This window comes from Kitasatospora sp. NPDC054768, assembly GCF_053612025.1.
Genome location: NZ_JBSHBN010000072.1, coordinates 25,202 through 42,637, shown reverse-complemented (window position 1 = coordinate 42,637; position 17,436 = coordinate 25,202). Strand labels below are relative to the sequence as shown.

The window sequence follows — 17,436 nt, the reverse complement described above, 5'->3', positions numbered from 1 at the left end:
CCCCACACACCCGGGTGGGGTGCCCGGGTGGGCGCCCCTCGGGGGGGGCGCCCCGGGGGGGGGGCCCGGCCCCGCCCCCTCGGGCCCGGCCCCCGGCGCGGGGTGCCTCATCAGAAGATGCTGGAGGCCACGTTCGCCAGGGTGCCTGCGAGCCTGCCCCAGTCGAAGTCGGCTTCGACGCCGGGGGTATTGCCCAGGGCGCCGCCGGTGCGGCGGGTGCGGTCCACCGGCTCCGCCAGCTTCGGGAGCTGCGGCGTGGGGGTCCACGTCCGGCGCTCCTCACGGAATTCTTCGTTGGTCATTTCTGCTCATCCCTTCTCGTCGTGCTGGTTGCACTCCGTCCTCGGCGGGGCCCGTCGGGGCGGGGCGTCAGAGGGCCGCGTAGCACATGCCCCGGGCCGGGCCGGTGAGGCCGGCGCAGGCCGACCGGGCCGGTACGACGCCCGGGCTGCCGGACAGCGTTCCGGCCTCGTCCCGGCCGTCCCGGCGGACCGGTGGTGCGAGGACCGGCAGTCTCGGCGTGGGCTTGGGGAGCCCTGCGGGGGTTTTCATGATCCGTCTCCTCCTGACGGGTGGTGTGGGGGCGTGCGGTCGGCGTGGACACCGACGGTGCCGGGTGCTCAGGACTCCAGGAACTGGTGGGCCGGCGCCAGGGTGACGGGGAACTCGTCGCTGACGTCGATCGTGAACAGCATGGAGACCCGCGCGTGCCGGTCGTCCTCGGGGTCGAAGAAGGTCACCTTCACGTCCTGGCAGTCCGATCCCATGCGGCAGTACGGGCTCTTCGCGACGGAGATGGTGTCGATGCAGTACAGGGAGATCGGCTTGCCGGACTCCGTCACGGTGCTGGGGACGCTCTGGCCCAGCAGCATGGCCTTGCTGATCGGGCCGGCGATCGAGAACGCGTTCGTCCCGGCGGAGTTCAGCGCCCGGTCGGCGGAGGTCTGCCCGAGGTTGCGGAACTGGTAGTAGACCTTGTCGAGGAACGCGTCCATGGTCTTGCGGACGTAGGTCTCGTCGACCGTCAGCGAATCGTGGTGCGCCTGGTGCATGACGGCCTTCACCACGGCGTCCACCAACTGCTTCTGGTACCAGATGTAGACGCCACGGCTCTTGACCTCGACGACCGGTACGACCTGTCCGGAGAACAGCCGTACGGTCCGGTCGGTCAGCCGGCCGGGTATCGAGATCCGGGAGATGTAGCCGTCCTCGTCCTGGGTGAACTTGTGCTGGCCGAGGTACGCGTCCCGGAAGGACCGGTAGATCGTGGACACCGGGGCGGCGGGCGCGGCGAGTGCCAGCAGGGCGTCCGCGAGCTTTCTGCGGTCGTTGACGATCGCCTCCACCTCCGCCCTCGACCCGAGCTGCACCAGGGGGTTGCTGGTCCAGTCCATGCCCGCCGCGGGTTCGGCCTCCATCGCGTAGACGGGTGTGCTCTCCAGGTTCAGCGTCCAGGTGACCTTGTCGGAGGCCCACGGGTTGGCGGTCAGGTACCTGTGCAGCTGGTCGGCGTCGTAGGGATTGGCGGGCAGTTCCTTCGTCACATCGGGCTTGCCTTCGACCGGCACCTCGACGGGGTCCATCAGCTGGCGGAAGCTGTCCCGGCGGGCCTCGGTCAGGAAGTCCACGCCGACCTGGCCGATCGCGAACACCAGCGGGCGGTTGTTGGTGGAGGCACAGGAGGGCCGGACGCCGCCGCCCGAGGGTGCGCCACCCGACGGCACGGATCCCGACGGCACGGCCCCTGGCAGCACGGCCCCCGAGGGCCCGCCGCCCTGGCACGCGCAGGGGGCCGCCGGGGCCTGGCCGGACACCGTCGCGCCGGTGGACGGCGGGGGCGCGGCCACGGTGGGCGCGGTCAGTGGCATGGGCGGCGGGACGGCGGGAGCGCCCGCGGGCTGGGCGCCCGAGGCGGTGGCGCCCGTCACCCCGGCGGCTGCGGCCGGGGAGAGGGCTTCGTACGGTGCGGTCTGCGCGGCGGGTGCGGCCTGGAAGGCCTGGACGGCCTCCGGGCCCGGTACGGCCTGCGCGGCCGGTGCGACCTGGGGGGCTTGAACGGCCTCGGCGGTGGCGACGGGAACGCTCTGGGTGTCCATGGTGCTGGCTCCCTCGTGCGAGTCGTAAGGGGAGGCCCCGAGCAGCGAGGGTGCGCCGGCCGCGGCGGCCCCGACCTCGGGGGGGAGGGTGGTGCGGCGGGTGCCGTCCGCCGTGGTCCCGGCAGTGGCCGGCCGGTCCGTCAGGTCTCCTCGGGTGATCAGCTCGTAGGCCCGGGCCGCGTCCAGGTGGCCGACCAGCCGGCGCCGGCACTCCGGTGCGTCGGCGGGTGCGCAGGGCACGGACCGCGCGCCCCGCAACAGGGCCCGGCGGGCCGCCCGCGGGTCGGGCGGGCGCCCCGCGCGTACCTGCGCGGCGACCAGCAGGGCGGCGACCCCGGCCACCAGCGGTGTGGCGAAGCTGCGGCCGGTCAGGGCGGCGCCGCCCCCGCCCGGGGCGGCGCCCTCGATGTCGCTCCCGGGGGCGAGCACGCCGTGGGTGGCGTACGCGGAGCCCCAGTTGCTGATGTCCAGCGGCTCGCCGTCGGGTCCGGCCGCGCCGACGGCGAGCACCGTCGGGACGGAGGCCGGCACCTGGGCGCAGTCGCAGCCGTCGTTGCCGACGGCCGCGACCACCAGGACCCCGTTCTCGTCGCACAGCCGCAGCGCCCGCTCCAGCATGGGGTCCGGCTGGGCGTCCGTGCCGGCTTCGCCGCCGCTGATGTTGATGATGTGCGCCCCCTCCTGCACGGCGCGTTCGACGGCCCGGGCCAGGTCGAGCTGCGGCACCCGGCCTTCGCCCGCGTCCGTGAAGACCGGCAGGACCAGTCCGCGGCAGCGCGGGGCGATCCCGGCGTACGGACCGTCGGGCCGGCCGAAGAGCAGGCTCGCGACGTGGGTGCCGTGCAGCGACATCGGGCCGTTGCCGGCCGGTTCGGCGACGAGCGTGTCCAGCCGGGTGAGGTCCGCGCCCTCGAAACAGGGGTGCGACAGGTCGACGGGACCGTCCAGGACGGCGATGCACACGGCCGGGTCGCCGAGGAGTCCGTCCTCGGGGGTGCGGACGTCGTGCAGCACCGATCTGGCTTTCATGGGAATCGCCTTCCGGTGTCGGGCGGGGCTTCGGGTGCGCTCCGCCGGGCAGCAGGTGGTGCCAGTCAACGGGGCGGCCGTCGCACGGGTGTGCCCGGGAGCGTCACGGCCGGCGCGGGAGCGCCGTCACGGACGCGTCGCGTCCTCGTGACGGATCCGCCGCGGCCGTTCGCCGCGTCACGGCCCGGTCGGTGCACGCGCCGTGACCGCCGGCGGTCCCGCGGACCGGGCCGGGTGCCCACGGCGGAGCGGCGGCTTCTCCAACACCCGTTCGGGGGCGGCCCATTAGGGTGTCGGCCGGTCGACTGCGGAGCGTCGCCGTCACGGTCGGCGACGACGGCCGTGACGCCCGGGCGGCGTCACCGTGACGCCGTCACAACGTCCGTGCGACGCACGCGCGACGGTGGTCCGGGGCCGGACGGACACGGCCGTGACGGGCCTCGGCCGCAACCGGGGCATGTCCGAACGGGTGCGGGCGACGGACTGTCGGGACAGAGTGGGGGTGTGTTGTGGGACGGTCCGGGCATCGAGCTGCTGCGGGGCTTCGAGGCCACCGACGCGGGACGCTGTGTCTCCCTTCCGGTGAGTGCTCAGCACCTGCTGGCGTTCCTCGCCCTGCACGACGGCGGCGTCCAGCGCGGGGCGGTCGCCGAACGGCTCTGGCCGGACTGCACCCAGCACCGCTCGGCCGCGAACCTGCGCACCGCCCTCTACCACGTGCGGCGCGGCCGGGCCATACCGGTCGAGAGCCCGGGGCAGTGGCTGCGCCTCGCCCCGGCGGTCCGGGTGGACCTGCGGTCGGCGCGCTGCTCCGCACGGCAGGTCGTGTCCGGGCTCGACCGGTTGCCGGTCAGCTGCGACGACATCGTGGACGACCTCGCCGCCGAGCTGCTGCCGGGCTGGGAGGAGGAGTGGCTGACGCTGGAGCGGGAGCGGTGGGACCAGCTGCGGCTGTACGCCCTGGAGGGTCTGGCGCACCAACTGTGCGACGCGGAGCGCTATCTGTCGGCGCTGCAGACCGCGTTGGCGGCGATCGCCATCGACCCGGTCCGTGAGACGGCCCACCGGATCGTGGTCGAGGTGCACCTCGCCGAGGGCAACCTCGCCAGCGCGCTGCGCTCGTACCAGCACTACCGCTCGTTCCTGCAGCGGGAGCTGAACGTCGCCCCCTCGCCGAAGATGACCGGACTGGTGCGGAACCTCCAGCGGATGTGACGGCCCGCCGGCGGCGCCCGACTCCACGCCGGCGAAGCGGCCCGGGCGCGGAACGCCGCGCCCGGGCCGGGCCGCTACCGCAGCCCGCGCAGCACGGAGAGCAGCCGGTCGATCTCCTCCGGGCCGTTGTACACGTGCAGGCTCACCCGCACCGAGCTCTCGCGCTCCCCGGCCCTCGCCTGGCAGTGGCCGTCGGCGCGCACCATCAGGCCGTGGCTGTCGAGGACGAAGCCCAGGTCGTTGGAGCCGATCCCGCGGTGCCGGAAGGTGACGATGCCCTCGCGCTGCTGGACCGCGGAATCGGCGGCCAGGCTCGACCGGCAGCCGAGGACCTCGTACGGGGCCAGGGTGCGCAGCCCGTCGGTGAGCCGGGCGGCCAGGGCGGTGTTCCACCGCCGGACGCGGTCCGGCCCGGCGGCGTCGAGCCAGTCCAGGGCGGCCTCCAGAGCGGCGATCCCGCAGGTGTTGGGCGTGCCGTTCCAGCCGCCGGGGGTGAAGACCGGGCCCCGGGTGTTGCGGGCCCACACCGCGCCGGTGCCGGGCAGGGCCATGGCCTTGTGTCCGGAGAAGACCACGAAGTCGACGTCCAGCGTGCCGACGTCCACCGGCAGGTGGCCGACGCTCTGCGCGGCGTCCAGGCAGATCGGCACGTGCGGGCCGACCGCGGCCCGGATGCGGTGGACGTTCATGTCGCCGCCGTACACGTGGTGCACATGGGTGGCGGCGACGAACGCCGTGCGGTCGGTGACGAGTCCGGCCAGCGCGCGGTGGTCGTAGTCGTGCGAGGCCGGGTCGTACGGCAGTTCGCGCACCGTGATGCGCACGCCCTGGCCGGCCAGCAGCCGCTGGGCCTCCAGCCAGGGCAGCGCGTTCGCCTGGTGGTCGGCGAACGGCACGATGATCTCGTCGCCGTCCCGCAGGTGGTGGGGGAGCCAGTCCCGGGCCACCGTGCGCAGCCCCTCGGTCGTGCCGCTGACGAAGTGGACGCCGGAGTGCTGCTGCGGTGCCGGGTCGCCGAGGAAGCGGGCGACCCGGGTGCGGGTGCGGTCGACCAGCGCGGTGGTGGCGTTGGCCCAGGTGTAGGTGCCGCGGCCGGCGTTGGCGTTGGCGGTGGTCAGGTAGCGCTGGACGGCGTCGAGCACCGCCCGGGGCTTCTGCGAGGTGGCCGCGCTGTCCAGGTAGGCCCGGTCCGGGTTGCCGGTGACGATGGGGAACTGTGCCCGCAGGTCGCGGTGCCAGTCGTGGAGCTCGGTGAGGGTGGTCATGGCCGGCTCCGCTCAGTCCCGGACCAGTGGGGCGCCCGCGTCGCGCCAGGCGATGATGCCGCCGGTGAGGCTGCGCGCGTCCCGGTGTCCCATCCGGCCGAGCAGCGCGGCGTACCGGGCGGACTTCTCGCCGACCGGGCAGGCCAGCAGCACCGGCTGGTGGGTTCCGAACGGCAGTCCGCCGTGCAGGAGTTCGTCGAACAGCTCGTCGACGATGTTGATCGAGCCCTCGATGTGCAGGGCCGCGAAGGCGAACGGACCGCGCAGGTCGACCACGAGCGGCCGGTCCTCGGCGATCCACTTCCGGGCGGCGTCGACCTCGACGGTCCGGGCGGCGGCCAGTTCGGCCGGGGTCACGGCCTCCACCGGGTTCGGCCGGGCGGGCTGGTTGAACAGCTCGGGCCGGCGGCGGCGGACGTAGCTGAGGTAGCTCTCGACCCGGTCGCAGACGATGAAGACGGCGGTGTGCCGTTCGCCGCTCGCCCGTCGCGCCAACTCGGCGTCCACGGTGCGCAGGTGGCGCAGGGCGCCGAAGAGGGCGCCGCCGCCGGTCGGGCCGGCCGGCAGGCCGCAGCGGCGCAGCAGGGTGAGCATGCCCTCGATGGCCTGGTCGGAGGTGACCGACGCGATGGCGTCGTAGGTGGCGGGGTCGAACAGCCCGACCTCGTGCACCTCGTCGATGGTGCGGATGCCGGGGATGAAGTCGGACTTGTGGGCGACCAGTCCGAGCACCTCGACGGCCGGGTTGTGGGCGCGCAGCACGGCCGCGACGCCGGTGGACGAACCGGCGGTGCCGACGCAGGCGATGAAGTGGTCGGGGGCGCGGCCGTCGAGGTCCCGGACGATCTCCGGCCCGGTGCCGGTGAGGTGGGCGTCGAGGTTGAGCGGGCTGTAGTACTGGTCGGTGTGCAGGTAGCCGGAGTCCGCCTCGGAGAGCATCCGGTGGATGCGGGTGAGCGGGTCGTCGGTGTCGGTCGGGTCGAGGCACTCGGTGCGGCCGGGCAGTTCCTCGATCTCCGCGCCCAGCAGCAGGAGGAGGTCCTTGACCTCGGGGACCCTCATCCGGTTGGTGACGCTCTTGAAGGGCAGTCCGTGCAGGCCGGCGATCAGTGCGAGCGCCTTGGCGGTGTTGCCGCTCGACAGTTCCACGACGGTGTCGCCGCGTTCGACGGCGCCGGGCAGGGCCTCGCGGGTCATGTTCCAGGCGGCGCGGTCCTTGACGGATCCGAACGGGTTGAGCATCTCCAGCTTGGCGTACAGGTCGATGTGCGTCAGGCCGGTGACCGCCGGGTCGATCCGGACCAGCGGGGTGTTGCCGATCGCGTCGGTGATGCTGTCGTACCTCATGCCTGTCCGTCCCCCCGGTGTCCTGCGGCGGCCGTCACGTCGACGGGCCAGTACTGCTCGTCCAGGCGCCAGCGCCAGGCGCCGTCCTGCCGGTACGCGGCGACCTTGCGCGCCACGGGCTGGCGCAGCGCGCGGCCGGCGCTGAAGTCCATGAGGTAGCCCGCGGTGTTGGCGAAGGCGAGCAGGTCGCCGGGGGCGGGGAGGCGGGGCAGGAAGACCGTCCGGCGGGTGATCAGGTCGGTCTCCAGGCAGAGGTTGCCGATCAGGTGGACGCCGACCGGTTCGTCCGGCGGGTGGGGAGTGGCCGGCGCACCGGGCCGGGGGATCAGCAGAGGGTCCATCAGCACCCCGTGCTCCTCCAGGCCGACGTCCCGCGCGTTCATCTCCAGCCGCACCAGGTGCTCGCCGGCCGCCGTGTGCCGGACCTCCAGGACGCGGGCGAGGGTGGCCCCGCACTGGTCGGCCAGCGCCCGGCCGGGCTCCACCGCCAGGTCGTACAGGTTCTCCAGCAGCAGGGTGCCGAGCGGCCGTCCGAGCGTGGGCGCCGGGTAGGAGAGCAGTTCGTCCAGGTAGGCCTCGGCGGCCACCGGGCGGTGCGCCGGGTACAGTCCGAGGGTGCCGCGCAGTCTGCCGGACTCGTTGCGCAGCCCGTAGCCGTGGCCCTGCCAGGTCAGCGCGGGCCGCTTGCCCAGGACGGCACGGGTCAGTTCGGTGGTGTACCGCTCCCACTGGCCGGCGTCGGCGAGGTAGTCGACCCCGAACCCGCCGCCGATGTCGACGGTGCGGGGCCGCAGCCCCCGGCGCCGGCACTCGTTCAGCACCGTGATGCAGGTTTCCAGGGCGACGGCCTTCTCCGGTACGCCGGTGGTGTCCAGGTGGTAGGCGACGCCGGTCGTCTCCACGGCGTCCCGGTGGCGTTCGAGCGCGTCGAGCAGCTCCGTCAGCTCGCCGACGTCGGTGCCGAACCGGCTCGGCCGGGTGAGCACGGTGGTCCCCGGTGCCCGGAAGCCCGACAGCCGGGGCATGACGCGCACCGGGGGCAGGGCCTGCTTGCGCACCAGGTCGGCCAGGTCGTCGAGTTCGGCGCGGGAGTCCAGGTGGACGGTGACGCCGGTGCGGGCCGCCAGCCAGAGGTACTCGCGGTTCTTCGGCCCGGTCGCCATGATCCGCTCGGGCGGGCAGCCGGCTCCGAGCACGTGCTGGAGCTCGGCGAGCGAGGCGACGTCCAGTCCGGCCTCGGTGGCGGCGAGCCGGCGGACGAGGGCGCTGGAGCGGTTCGCCTTGTGGGCGAAGTGGATCCGGCCGGTGAGGTGGTGCTTGCGGTAGACGGCCTGGAAGCGTGCCAGGTTCTCGGCGATCTGTTCGGGCAGGAGCAGGTTGAGGGGCGATCCCAGGGCGTCGGTGAGGGTGTGGAGGAGGTCGCGTTCCTCCAGGAGGGATCGGAGCGGGGGCTCCAGCCGTGGTTCGAGATACAGCGGTAAGGGCCGCATGCGAAACCAGCTCTCCGTGAGAAGTCGGCGGAGGGGGCCGCAGCCGCCGACAGGCTGCCCCGTGTCGGCCCGCGTCCCCCGGCGGTCCGCGCGTCGGCGTGGCGCGCGCGGTCGGACGCCGCGTGCGGCTCCCACCGCGGCGGGCGTCGGCGACCGAGGGAAACGCTAACCGTTTCCCTGGGTGATCAACAGGGCGCGTGTGTCACGCGCTCGCAAAGACTGTGCCGGTACGGAAGTCGGCGCTCCGGATCGTTTCCCGGACGGGTCGCTCCGGATCGCTTTCCGGGCCGGGGTCAGCGCAGGGCGACGAGGACGGAGCTGGTGCCGTACTGCCACACCGGTCCGGCCTGCCGGAAGCCGGCCTCCCGCAGCAGTTCGCCGTGCCGGGCGGCCGACAGGCCGTTGCCGGCGCCGTCCGTCGGGGGCAGCTGCCGCTCGCGGGCCGTCAGCAGGTCGGCGAACTCGGGGACCCGCCCGGCCGCGGCCCACCACTGGGACCAGTCCTCGGCGGCGTCGGCGCCCCGGCGCCGGGCGCGGCGCCGGCCGATCGCGAGGGCGAGCTCGGCGAGCGGCCGGTCCTCGGGGATCAGGTGGTCGCCGTTGACCAGGACGCCGCCGGGCCGCAGCACGCCCGCGAGGTCGCGGTAGATCCCGAGCAGCGCGTCCGGCGGTGGGTAGTGCAGCGCGGTGGTGGACACCACGGCGTCCAGCGGACGGTCGAGCCCGAGGTCCCCGACCCAGCCCGGGCGGCCGATCAGGGTCTCGATCCAGCGGGCGACCTCGGGGTGCCGGGCGCGGCCGAGGGCGAGCAGCAGCGGGTCGATGTCGACGGCGAGGATCTCGGCGTGCGGCAGGCGGGCGGCGACGCGCGCCGACAGCGAGCCGGGGCCGCTGCCGAGATCGGCGACGAGCGGCCGCTCGCGGTGTCCGACGGTCTGTTCCAGTACGTCGGCGATGACGGTGAAGCGCTCCTCACGCTCCACCGCGTACCGCTCCTGCTGGCGCTCCCAGCGGTCCACCCAGGTCCCGGCCAGCGCGGCGTCCACTCGCATTCCGACTCCCGCCGTGTCCGTGCGCATTCGAGGCTTCGCCTTCTGCCAGTGTTGTCATGTTCATATGGCCCCGCAACCGGTCCGGCACGGGGGATCCGGCGAAACGATATCCGTTTTCATGTGCAGGTTTCCACTCGGTCCGCCCGCGCCGCCGACCCGGGGCCCGCCCGTCGTCGGCCGCGGCCCACCCACCCGCCCGGACCAGCCGCGCTGCGCGCCCGGTGCGGTCGGTACCAGGCTGGACACCGAGCCCGGTGACGGGGACCACCGACCGGAGTACCCGACGTACCACGGCGCGCGCGGCTGGTTCCCCCCGGGGATCACCGACGAGGCGGCGCTGGAGGGCCGGGCGCGGCAGGAGGCCGACCGGGCCGTCCGGCAGGCCGTGGGGGAGCGGCCGCCGGTCGAGGTGCGCACCGAGGCGCGCCACGGCACCCCGGCGGGGGCGCTGGTCGAGGCGGCCCGGGGGGCGGACCTGCTGGTGGTGGGCAGCCGCGGCCTCGGCGGCTTCACCGGGATGCTGCTGGGATCGGTGGCGCAGCACTGCACCCGGCACGCCACCGTCCCGGTCGTGGTGGTCCGCGCCGAGGACGCGTGACCGGCCGGGCGCCCGGAGGCGGGCCGGGCGCCGCGGTCAGCCGAAGAGCACGGTGGACGCCGACGGGACGGCCAGCGAGCCCGCCCGGCGGGGGACGCCCGTCGCGCCGTCCACCTCGAACCAGGTGACGTCGCCGGAATGCTCGTTCGCCGCGTACAGGCGGGTGCCCGTGGGGCCCAGCACCAGGTCCCGCGGCCAGCGGCCGCCGCAGGGCACGGAGGTGACCACCCGGGCCCGCTCGCCCGTCCCGTCGAGGGCGAGCACCACGATGGTGTCGGTGCCGCGCTCCGCCGCCCACAGGAACCGGCCGTCGGGGGAGACCACCGGGGCCGACGGGGAGACCGGGCCTTCGACACCCTCGGGGAACAGCGGGACCTCCGCGACCGGTTCGAGGGCCCCGGCCGCCGCGTCCCAGCGGCAGACCGTCACCACGGGGCGCAGCTCGCCGAGCACGTACGCGTGGCGGCCGGAGGGGTGGAAGGCCAGGTGCCGAGGACCGGTGCCGGGCGGCAGCGCGGTCTCCGAGTGCGGGGCCGGCCCTCCCGTCGCCGGGTCCAGGGCGCAGATCCGCACCGAGTCGGTGCCGAGGTCGACCGCGAGCACCCAGCGCCCCGACGGGTCGGGGAGCACCTGGTGGGCGTGCGGGGCCCGTTGGCGGTCCGGGTGCGGGCCGCTGCCCCGGTGACGCAGCACGGTGCTCGGGGGCCGCGGGGTGCCGTCGGCGGCGAGCGGCAGCACACTGACGCTGCCGGAGCCGTAGTTGGCGGTCAGCAGATGGCCCTGGACGAGGCTCAGGTGGGTGGGGTGGTCCCCGTCCACCGGGACCGGGGCGCCGAGCGGGCGGGGAACCGGACCGGCGATGTCGTAGGCGGTGACGGCGCCCGGCGCCGTCTCGGACACGGCGTAGAGCACGGGGCCGCCCGTGGCGAGCCCGAGGGCGAGGTAGGACGGGTCCACGCCGTCGACGGCCCCGGTGGCGGTCAGCGCCCCGGTGTCCGGGTCCAGCGCGGCCAGGACGATCCCGCGCCCGCCCGTCGAGGTGAACGACCCGATGAAGGCCCGCTCCGCGCCCCTGTCCACCACAGCAACCTCCGCCGTCCGCCGTCCATCGTCCGCGATCAGACGCTAGCAGCTGCCCCACGTGCCCGGCAGGGCCGCGTGGGCAGCGGCGGGCCACGGGGGCCGCGTTCTTTTCACCGGAATGCACCGCAGCCGGCAGCGGCCGGATCGCGGACCGGCCCGATCCCCGGGAAGGTGGGAGCCGTCGGCCGCGCGGCCGGTCACCGGCCGCCGGCGGAGCGGGAGCCGCACCGGGGCGCCCCCTTCGACCGACTCCCCCCGGCACTGCGGAAGCGAGGCGGCATGCACGACCCCGACCCACCGTTCCGGCCGGTGCGCCGGCGCCAGGGCTACCTGCCGCTGGAGGACCTCGGCCTGATCGGGAACGGCGCGACCGCCGCCCTGGTCGGCCTGGACGGTGCCATCCCGTGGCTGTGCCTGCCCCGGTTCGACTCCGAACCGCTGTTCTGCGGCCTGCTGGACCACGCGCGCGGCGGGCACTTCACCCTCGCCCCGGAGGACCTCATCGAGGCCAGGCAGCGCTACGAACCGGACACCGGCGTCCTGATCACCGAACTGCGCGGCCCCACCGGCCTGGTGCGCGTCACCGACGCGCTGACCCTGCGCTCCGGCGCCGACCTCACCGACGACGTACCGGCCGACCGGGGCGAACTCGTGCGCTCCGCCGTGGTGCTGGACGGGACCGTCCGGCTGCGCGCCGAACTGGAGCCGCGCGGCGGCGCGCAGACCCGGGCCCTGTTCAGCGGACTGGAGGTGCGGCCCCACCGGCGCCCGGACCTGCGCCTGCACCTGCGCTCCAACCGTCCGCTGACCGGCCTGCACAGCACCCACAAGCTGCGGCAGGGCGAGCGCCTGGACCTCGTGCTGTCCTGGGGCCGCTTCCACCGCCACCACCGCTTCGACACCGACGCGACCCTGAAAGGCACCGCCGAGGCCTGGCGCCGCTGGATGGGGCACTTCTCGTACGACGGCCCCCAGGAGCCCCTGGTCCGGCGGGCCGCGATCACCCTGAAGCTCTGCGACGACTGGGCCAACGGCTCGCTGGTCGCGGCGCCCACCTCCTCGCTGCCCGCGCCGATCGGCGGGATCCGCAACTGGGACTACCGCTACAGCTGGATCCGCGACGCGGCGTTCGCCGTGTTCGCGCTGCGCCGGATCGGTTTCCGGGGCGAGGCCGACGCCTTCCTCGGCTGGGTCCTGGACGCCTTCGAGGCCAGCCGGGGGCCCCGGATCATGTACGACCTGCGGGGCGGCCCGGTGCCGGACGAGATCGAGGACGGCGAACTGGAGGGCTACCGGCGTTCCGCCCCGGTGCGCTGGGGCAACGGCGCGACCGACCAGCGCCAGCACGACGTGTACGGCGAGATCCTGGACTGCGCCGAGCAGTGGCTGCGCGCCGGCGGCGAGATCCAGCCCGCGCTCTGGGCCGGCCTGGCCAAGCTGGCCGACACCGCCGGGCAGGCCTGGCGGCAGCCGGACCAGGGCATCTGGGAGGTGCGCAGCGAGGGCCGGGTGTTCACCTACTCGGCGGGCCTGTGCCAGGTGGCGCTGGACCGGGCCGCGCGGATCGGCGAGCGGCTCGGCCGGCCCGCCGGGACGGACCGCTGGCGCGCCTCGGCCGAGGAGCTGCGCCGGCTCATCCTGGAGCAGTCCTGGGACGAGGACGCCGGGACCCTCAGCGCCCACCTGGACGGCGGCGGCGCCCTGGACGCGAGCCTGCTCGCGCTCCCGCTGCGCCAGGTGGTGCCGGCCGACCACCCGCGGATGGTGGCGACCGCCGCGGCCGTGGCCGAGCGCCTGTCGGCGGGCGGCGGGCTGCTCTACCGCTACCTCCACGAGGAGTCCCCGGACGGCCTGCCGGGCGACGAGGGCGCCTTCGTCCTGTGCAGCTTCTGGCTGGTCGAGAACCTGGTCGGCCAGGGCCGGATCGAGGAGGCGGAGGAGCTGTACGACTCGCTGTGCTCCCGGGCGAGTCCGCTGGGGCTGATGTCCGAGCAGATCAACCCGTCCACAGGGGAGTTCATGGGCAACTTCCCCCAGGCGTTCAGCCACATCGGGATCATCGCCGGCGGCGTGAGCCTCGGCCGGGCGAGGGCCGGAGGGCGGGGATGATCGACCGGCTCGCGATCCTCGGCGCGACCGGGGACCTCAGCGCCCGCTTCCTGCTGCCGGCGCTGGCCGCGCTGCGGGCGGCGGGACACGTCGGCGACTCGCTGCGGGTGACGGGCGCGAGCAGGGAGGACTGGGACACCGAGCGGTACCGCGGCTGGGCCGCGGCCCGGCTCGACCGGCACGCCGGCGACCTCCCGGCCGGGGCCAGGGAGGCGGTGGCGGCCGCCGTCCGCTACCGGCGGGCCGACGTCACCGACCCCGCGGACGTGGCCGCGGTCGTCGCCGGCGAGGGGCCGGTGGCCGTCTACCTCGCCCTCCCGCCGGCCCTCTTCCCCGCCGTGATCACCGCCCTGCACGCGGCGGGCCTGCCGGCCGGCAGCCGGATCGTGCTGGAGAAGCCGTTCGGCGAGGACCTGGCCGGTGCCCAGGAGCTGAACCGGCTGCTCGCCGACCTGCTGCCGGAGCGGGCGGTGTTCCGGGTCGACCACTTCCTGGCCATGACGACCGTCCAGAACGTCCTCGGCAGCCGGCTGGCCAACCGGGTGCTGGAGCCGATCTGGAACAGCACCCACATCTCCGAGGTGGACATCGTCTGGGACGAGACGCTGGCGCTGGAGGGCCGGGCCGGGTACTACGACCAGGTCGGGGCGCTCAAGGACATGATCCAGAACCACCTGCTGCAGCTGCTCTGCCTGGTGGCCATGGAGCCGCCGATCACGCTCGGCGAACGGGACCTGCGCGACCGCAAGGTGGACGTGCTGCGCTCCGTACGGCCGTTGACCGAGCACGACGTGGTGCACCGCACCCGCCGGGCCCGCTACCTGCCCGGCCGGATCGGGGAGCGCGACGTCCCCGCCTACGCCGAGGAGGAGGGCGTCGACCCGGAGCGCCGCACCGAGACCTTCGCCGAGGTGGAACTGGAGCTGACCAGCTGGCGGTGGGCCGGGACCAGGTTCCGGCTGCGCAGCGGCAAGGCCCTGGGCGAGGACCGCAAGGAGGTCGCGGTGCACTTCCGCCCGGTGCCCCACCTGCCGTTCGGCCAGGGTGAGGAGGCCCGGCCCAACGTGCTGCGCTTCGAACTGGAGCCGGAGGGGCTGACCCTGGACCTGACCGGCATCGGCGCCCACGCCCACGGGCTGGCCCCGTTCTCGATGACCGCGCGGATGGACCCGCAGGAGCTGCCCGCCTACGGCCGGCTGCTGCTGGACGTCCTGAACGGGGACCCGGCGCTGTCCATCCGCGGCGACGAGGCGGAGGAGGCCTGGCGGGTGCTCGAACCGGTGCTGACCGGCTGGGAGCGGGGCCTGGTGCCGCTGGAGGAGTACCCGGCCGGCTCGCAGGGCCCGCCACCGCAGTTCTGGGGGTAGGGGCGCCGATGGCCCCGGGCAACGAGCGCCGCGCCCCGTGCGTCGTGGTCATGGGGGTGGCCGGCACCGGCAAGTCGACGGTGGGCCGGCTGCTCGCGGAGCGCCTGGAGGTGCCCTTCGCGGACGGGGACGACTTCCACCGGCCGGACTCCATCGCCCGGATGGCGGCCGGCATCCCGCTCGACGACGGGCGGCGCCGGCCCTGGCTGGAGGCCGTCGGGCGGTGGCTGCGCGAACGGGAGGCGGCGGGCACCGGCGGTGTGGTCAGCTGCTCCGCGCTGAAGCGGCGCTACCGGGACGTCCTGCGGGAGGCCGGCCCGGACGCCTTCTTCCTGCATCTGACGGGGAGCCGCGAGCTGCTGGCGGAGCGGATCGGCGGGCGCACCGGCCACTTCATGCCGGGGTCGCTGCTCGGTTCGCAGCTCGCCGCGCTCGAACCGCTCCAGCCGGACGAGCGGGGTGCGGTGCTGGACGTCGGCCCGGCCCCCGGGGTGCTCGTCGACGCCGCGCTGGACCTGTTGCCGCGTCCGGGCGGTTTCACTCACGGCTCACCCGATTGATTCCGTTGCGTTCCGGCACTTCCGTCACAGTCGTCCGGGAAATCACTCGAATATTGCTGCGAATAGCTGTTCGAGTGGCTGGTGAGATCTGAACCTCATATTTTCGGCCAAAGAATTCGAGCCCGTTCTCGGGTGCTCCGGGCGCGGCCGGGAGTCGCACCAGGGATTTTGGCGTTCCGATTACCGACGGAGCCGCTTTCCGTTCAATCGGAAGGGGTTGCGAGCGGCTGACCCGCCGTGAAGACTGTTGCGCGTTCGTCGTCCGGGCGTTCGGGACGGCAGGGATTCTGCGGCTCCCCGGCCGCGTCGGCGCGTTCCGCGCGACGGGTGCGCGGACGGATCGCAAACAGGGGGGATGGACATGCCGGGTACGGCCATTGCGCAGGTGGGGGCCGGGAGAGCGGCTGGTCGCCGGGGGACGGGATTCTGTCCGACCGTTCCGGCGGGGTAAGGGTATTCGGCCGTTCGCGGTTCACCGCGCGCCGGCCCGCCGTTCATCGTGCGGCGGGAAATTCGGGTCGCATTCGCACCGTCCGTCCCGGGCACGTCGATGCGCCCTCGGAACGGCTCCGCGAGGGCGGGTGCGGCGCTCGGCCGCGGGTGTCCCGGGGATTCCCGATGCCGGGCCGGCCGGTCGTGGGCGACGGGGCTTCCCGCGATTCCCCCCGTTCCCGCGCGTCCGGAAGCGGGCGGCGCCGACGGCCGGAAATTCCCCGCTGTGCCGCACTCCCATCCGCAATTCCCTTGCGGGCGCCCGGCGCGCCCGCACCCGAGAACCAGTCAACGGGAGCTTCCGCCATGCCCTACGCCAGTCCGGCGCCCGTACGAGAACGGGTGCCGCAGGTCCTGCGCAGCGAGCTGCAGCACCGGCTCGACACGCTCGCGCGCGCCCACCGGGTGCCCGGTGCCCAGCTGGTGCTGGACACCGGCGCGGAGACCGTCGCCCTGCACACCGGGGTGGCCGACACCGCCACCGCGGAGCCCTTCACCGAGGACACCGCCGTTCCGGTGGGATCGCTCACCAAGCCCTACACGGCCGCCCTGGTGATGCTGCTCGCCGACGACGGCGACCTCGACCTCGACGAGCCGGCCGCCGAGCACCTTCCGGAGCTCCGGCAGCTGCCTGAAGTAACGATTCGTCACCTCCTGGGCCACACCGGCGGACTGCCCACCGGGCCGGACTCCGACGCCGCCGCCCGCACCACCGCCACCCGCTACCTGTCCGCCGTGTGCACCGCCCGGGACGCGCTGTTCCGGCCCGGGACGGACTTCTCCTACTCCAACGCCGGCTACGTCGCCGCCGGGCGCCTGGTCGAGACGGTGACCGGGATGCCCTGGCAGGAGGCGGTGCGCGCCCTGCTGCTCGAACCCTTCGGCACCGGGCCGGTCTTCGTCGACACGGCCGCGCCCGGGCGACCGGTCGCCGCCGGCCACGCGCTCAACGCCGCGACCGGCCGGCCCCGGGCGGTCCGGCAGAACCTGGCCCCGCTGGAAGCCCCGGCCGGCGCCCTGCTGGCCGGCGCCGCGGACCTCGCCGCCCTCGGCGCCGCCCTGGTCGGCCGGTCCAAGACGCTGCCCCCGGACGTCGCCGAGCTGATGCGCCGCCCGCAGCCCGCCGCCCGGCCGGGAGCGCTCGCGGACGGCTGGGGCGCCGGCGTGGCGCTCTACCGCCAGGACGGGCGGTTCTGGTGCGGCCACGACGGCAACGCCATGGGCACCTCCTGCCACCTGCGGGCCGACCCGGACAGCGGAGTGGTGGTCGCCTTCACCGGCAACGCCGGCGCCGCCACCGCGCTCTGGCGCGAACTCGCGGCCGAACTGGAGAAGTCGGCCGGGCTGCGGGTGCCCGCGGCGATCGAACCGGTGGACGCGCGCGGGCCCGTGCCGCTCGCCGAACCCGGGACCCTGGCCGGATGCGCGGGCGACTACCGCAACGGCTCGGTCCGCTACCGGATCGAGGCGGCCGGCGACGGAACGGCCACCCTCTCGGTCGACGGCGACCCGCCGATCCCGCTGCGCTGCTACACCGACCTCTCCTACGACCTGCTCGCCCCCGACACCGGCCGCCCCGAGCCCGGCGGACGCTTCCACCGGGACCTGGCCACCGGCCGCGTCGACCGGGTGCAGGTCTCCGGGCGCACGGCCCGCCGGGCCGCCTCCGGCTGAGCCGGTCGGTCCCGCAGCCGTAGGCCCGATCCACGCACCGCCGCACCACCGTTCCGCCG

14 protein-coding genes are annotated in these 17,436 nt (G+C 74.8%); 6 read left to right on the top strand and 8 right to left on the bottom strand.

Going from position 1 to position 17,436, the window contains the following annotated elements:
- Window positions 1-110 precede the first annotated feature (110 nt).
- The 3 genes from ACWGKU_RS21825 to ACWGKU_RS21815 form a co-directional block, all read right to left on the bottom strand.
- On the bottom strand, window positions 111-302 hold the full coding sequence (locus tag ACWGKU_RS21825) for a hypothetical protein (RefSeq protein WP_452191532.1): 192 nt from the start codon (window positions 300-302) through the stop codon (window positions 111-113).
- Between the two features lie 67 nt (window positions 303-369).
- Window positions 370-552, bottom strand: a complete 183-nt coding sequence (locus ACWGKU_RS21820) for a hypothetical protein (protein ID WP_452181070.1) — start codon at window positions 550-552, stop codon at window positions 370-372.
- A gap of 68 nt (window positions 553-620) precedes the next feature.
- A complete protein-coding gene (locus ACWGKU_RS21815) occupies window positions 621-3,125 on the bottom strand; it encodes a cyanobactin maturation protease PatG family protein (protein ID WP_452191530.1) in 2,505 nt (834 codons plus the stop codon).
- A 504-nt stretch (window positions 3,126-3,629) separates the two neighbouring features.
- Here ACWGKU_RS21815 and ACWGKU_RS21810 point away from each other — a divergent pair.
- Entirely contained in the window at window positions 3,630-4,340 is a 711-nt protein-coding gene (locus ACWGKU_RS21810; protein ID WP_359915540.1) for an AfsR/SARP family transcriptional regulator, read from the top strand.
- Between the two features lie 74 nt (window positions 4,341-4,414).
- Here the strand turns inward: ACWGKU_RS21810 and ACWGKU_RS21805 are convergent, their stop codons facing one another.
- From ACWGKU_RS21805 to ACWGKU_RS21790, 4 genes are all read right to left on the bottom strand, one after another.
- Window positions 4,415-5,605 (bottom strand): aminotransferase class V-fold PLP-dependent enzyme, encoded by a 1,191-nt coding sequence (locus ACWGKU_RS21805; protein ID WP_401049456.1) that lies wholly within the window; start codon window positions 5,603-5,605, stop codon window positions 4,415-4,417.
- Between the two features lie 12 nt (window positions 5,606-5,617).
- Window positions 5,618-6,952: a pyridoxal-phosphate dependent enzyme gene (locus tag ACWGKU_RS21800; RefSeq protein WP_401049455.1), complete on the bottom strand. Its 1,335-nt coding sequence runs from the start codon at window positions 6,950-6,952 to the stop codon at window positions 5,618-5,620.
- Window positions 6,949-8,442 carry a Y4yA family PLP-dependent enzyme gene (locus tag ACWGKU_RS21795; RefSeq protein ID WP_401049453.1) on the bottom strand — a complete coding sequence of 498 codons (1,494 nt, stop codon included), beginning with the start codon at window positions 8,440-8,442 and terminating at the stop codon, window positions 6,949-6,951. Before ACWGKU_RS21795 ends, ACWGKU_RS21800 begins: the two co-directional genes overlap by 4 nt.
- A gap of 293 nt (window positions 8,443-8,735) precedes the next feature.
- Window positions 8,736-9,494 carry a class I SAM-dependent methyltransferase gene (locus tag ACWGKU_RS21790; RefSeq protein ID WP_452177557.1) on the bottom strand — a complete coding sequence of 253 codons (759 nt, stop codon included), beginning with the start codon at window positions 9,492-9,494 and terminating at the stop codon, window positions 8,736-8,738.
- A 118-nt stretch (window positions 9,495-9,612) separates the two neighbouring features.
- Between ACWGKU_RS21790 and ACWGKU_RS21785 the strand changes: the two genes are divergently transcribed.
- On the top strand, window positions 9,613-10,092 hold the full coding sequence (locus tag ACWGKU_RS21785) for a universal stress protein (RefSeq protein ID WP_452177558.1): 480 nt from the start codon (window positions 9,613-9,615) through the stop codon (window positions 10,090-10,092).
- Window positions 10,093-10,128: 36 nt separating this feature from the next.
- On the opposite strand, the gene ACWGKU_RS21780 is transcribed toward ACWGKU_RS21785, so the two are convergent.
- Window positions 10,129-11,175: a lactonase family protein gene (locus tag ACWGKU_RS21780; RefSeq protein ID WP_452177559.1), complete on the bottom strand. Its 1,047-nt coding sequence runs from the start codon at window positions 11,173-11,175 to the stop codon at window positions 10,129-10,131.
- A 279-nt stretch (window positions 11,176-11,454) separates the two neighbouring features.
- Between ACWGKU_RS21780 and ACWGKU_RS21775 the strand changes: the two genes are divergently transcribed.
- From ACWGKU_RS21775 to ACWGKU_RS21760, 4 genes are all read left to right on the top strand, one after another.
- Complete coding sequence (locus tag ACWGKU_RS21775; RefSeq protein WP_452177560.1) at window positions 11,455-13,284, top strand: glycoside hydrolase family 15 protein; 1,830 nt, start codon at window positions 11,455-11,457, stop codon at window positions 13,282-13,284.
- Complete coding sequence (locus ACWGKU_RS21770; RefSeq protein WP_452177561.1) at window positions 13,281-14,651, top strand: glucose-6-phosphate dehydrogenase; 1,371 nt, start codon at window positions 13,281-13,283, stop codon at window positions 14,649-14,651. The genes ACWGKU_RS21775 and ACWGKU_RS21770 overlap by 4 nt, the downstream gene beginning before the upstream one ends.
- An 8-nt stretch (window positions 14,652-14,659) precedes the next feature.
- Window positions 14,660-15,211 (top strand): gluconokinase, encoded by a 552-nt coding sequence (locus ACWGKU_RS21765; RefSeq protein ID WP_452177562.1) that lies wholly within the window; start codon window positions 14,660-14,662, stop codon window positions 15,209-15,211.
- A gap of 798 nt (window positions 15,212-16,009) precedes the next feature.
- On the top strand, window positions 16,010-17,377 hold the full coding sequence (locus ACWGKU_RS21760) for a serine hydrolase domain-containing protein (protein WP_452177563.1): 1,368 nt from the start codon (window positions 16,010-16,012) through the stop codon (window positions 17,375-17,377).
- The last annotated feature ends 59 nt before the right edge of the window (window positions 17,378-17,436 follow it).

Excerpts from the sequence above, each read along its gene's own strand:
- ACWGKU_RS21825 (WP_452191532.1), bottom strand. The coding sequence starts at position 302 with ATGACCAACGAAGAATTCCGTGAGGAGCGCCGGACGTGGACCCCCACG.
- ACWGKU_RS21820 (WP_452181070.1), bottom strand. The coding sequence starts at position 552 with ATGAAAACCCCCGCAGGGCTCCCCAAGCCCACGCCGAGACTGCCGGTC.
- ACWGKU_RS21815 (WP_452191530.1), bottom strand. The coding sequence starts at position 3,125 with ATGAAAGCCAGATCGGTGCTGCACGACGTCCGCACCCCCGAGGACGGA.
- ACWGKU_RS21805 (WP_401049456.1), bottom strand. The coding sequence starts at position 5,605 with ATGACCACCCTCACCGAGCTCCACGACTGGCACCGCGACCTGCGGGCA.
- ACWGKU_RS21800 (WP_401049455.1), bottom strand. The coding sequence starts at position 6,952 with ATGAGGTACGACAGCATCACCGACGCGATCGGCAACACCCCGCTGGTC.
- ACWGKU_RS21795 (WP_401049453.1), bottom strand. The coding sequence starts at position 8,442 with ATGCGGCCCTTACCGCTGTATCTCGAACCACGGCTGGAGCCCCCGCTC.
- ACWGKU_RS21790 (WP_452177557.1), bottom strand. The coding sequence starts at position 9,494 with ATGCGAGTGGACGCCGCGCTGGCCGGGACCTGGGTGGACCGCTGGGAG.
- ACWGKU_RS21785 (WP_452177558.1), top strand. The coding sequence starts at position 9,613 with ATGTGCAGGTTTCCACTCGGTCCGCCCGCGCCGCCGACCCGGGGCCCG.
- ACWGKU_RS21775 (WP_452177560.1), top strand. The coding sequence starts at position 11,455 with ATGCACGACCCCGACCCACCGTTCCGGCCGGTGCGCCGGCGCCAGGGC.
- ACWGKU_RS21770 (WP_452177561.1), top strand. The coding sequence starts at position 13,281 with ATGATCGACCGGCTCGCGATCCTCGGCGCGACCGGGGACCTCAGCGCC.
- ACWGKU_RS21765 (WP_452177562.1), top strand. The coding sequence starts at position 14,660 with ATGGCCCCGGGCAACGAGCGCCGCGCCCCGTGCGTCGTGGTCATGGGG.
- ACWGKU_RS21760 (WP_452177563.1), top strand. The coding sequence starts at position 16,010 with ATGCCCTACGCCAGTCCGGCGCCCGTACGAGAACGGGTGCCGCAGGTC.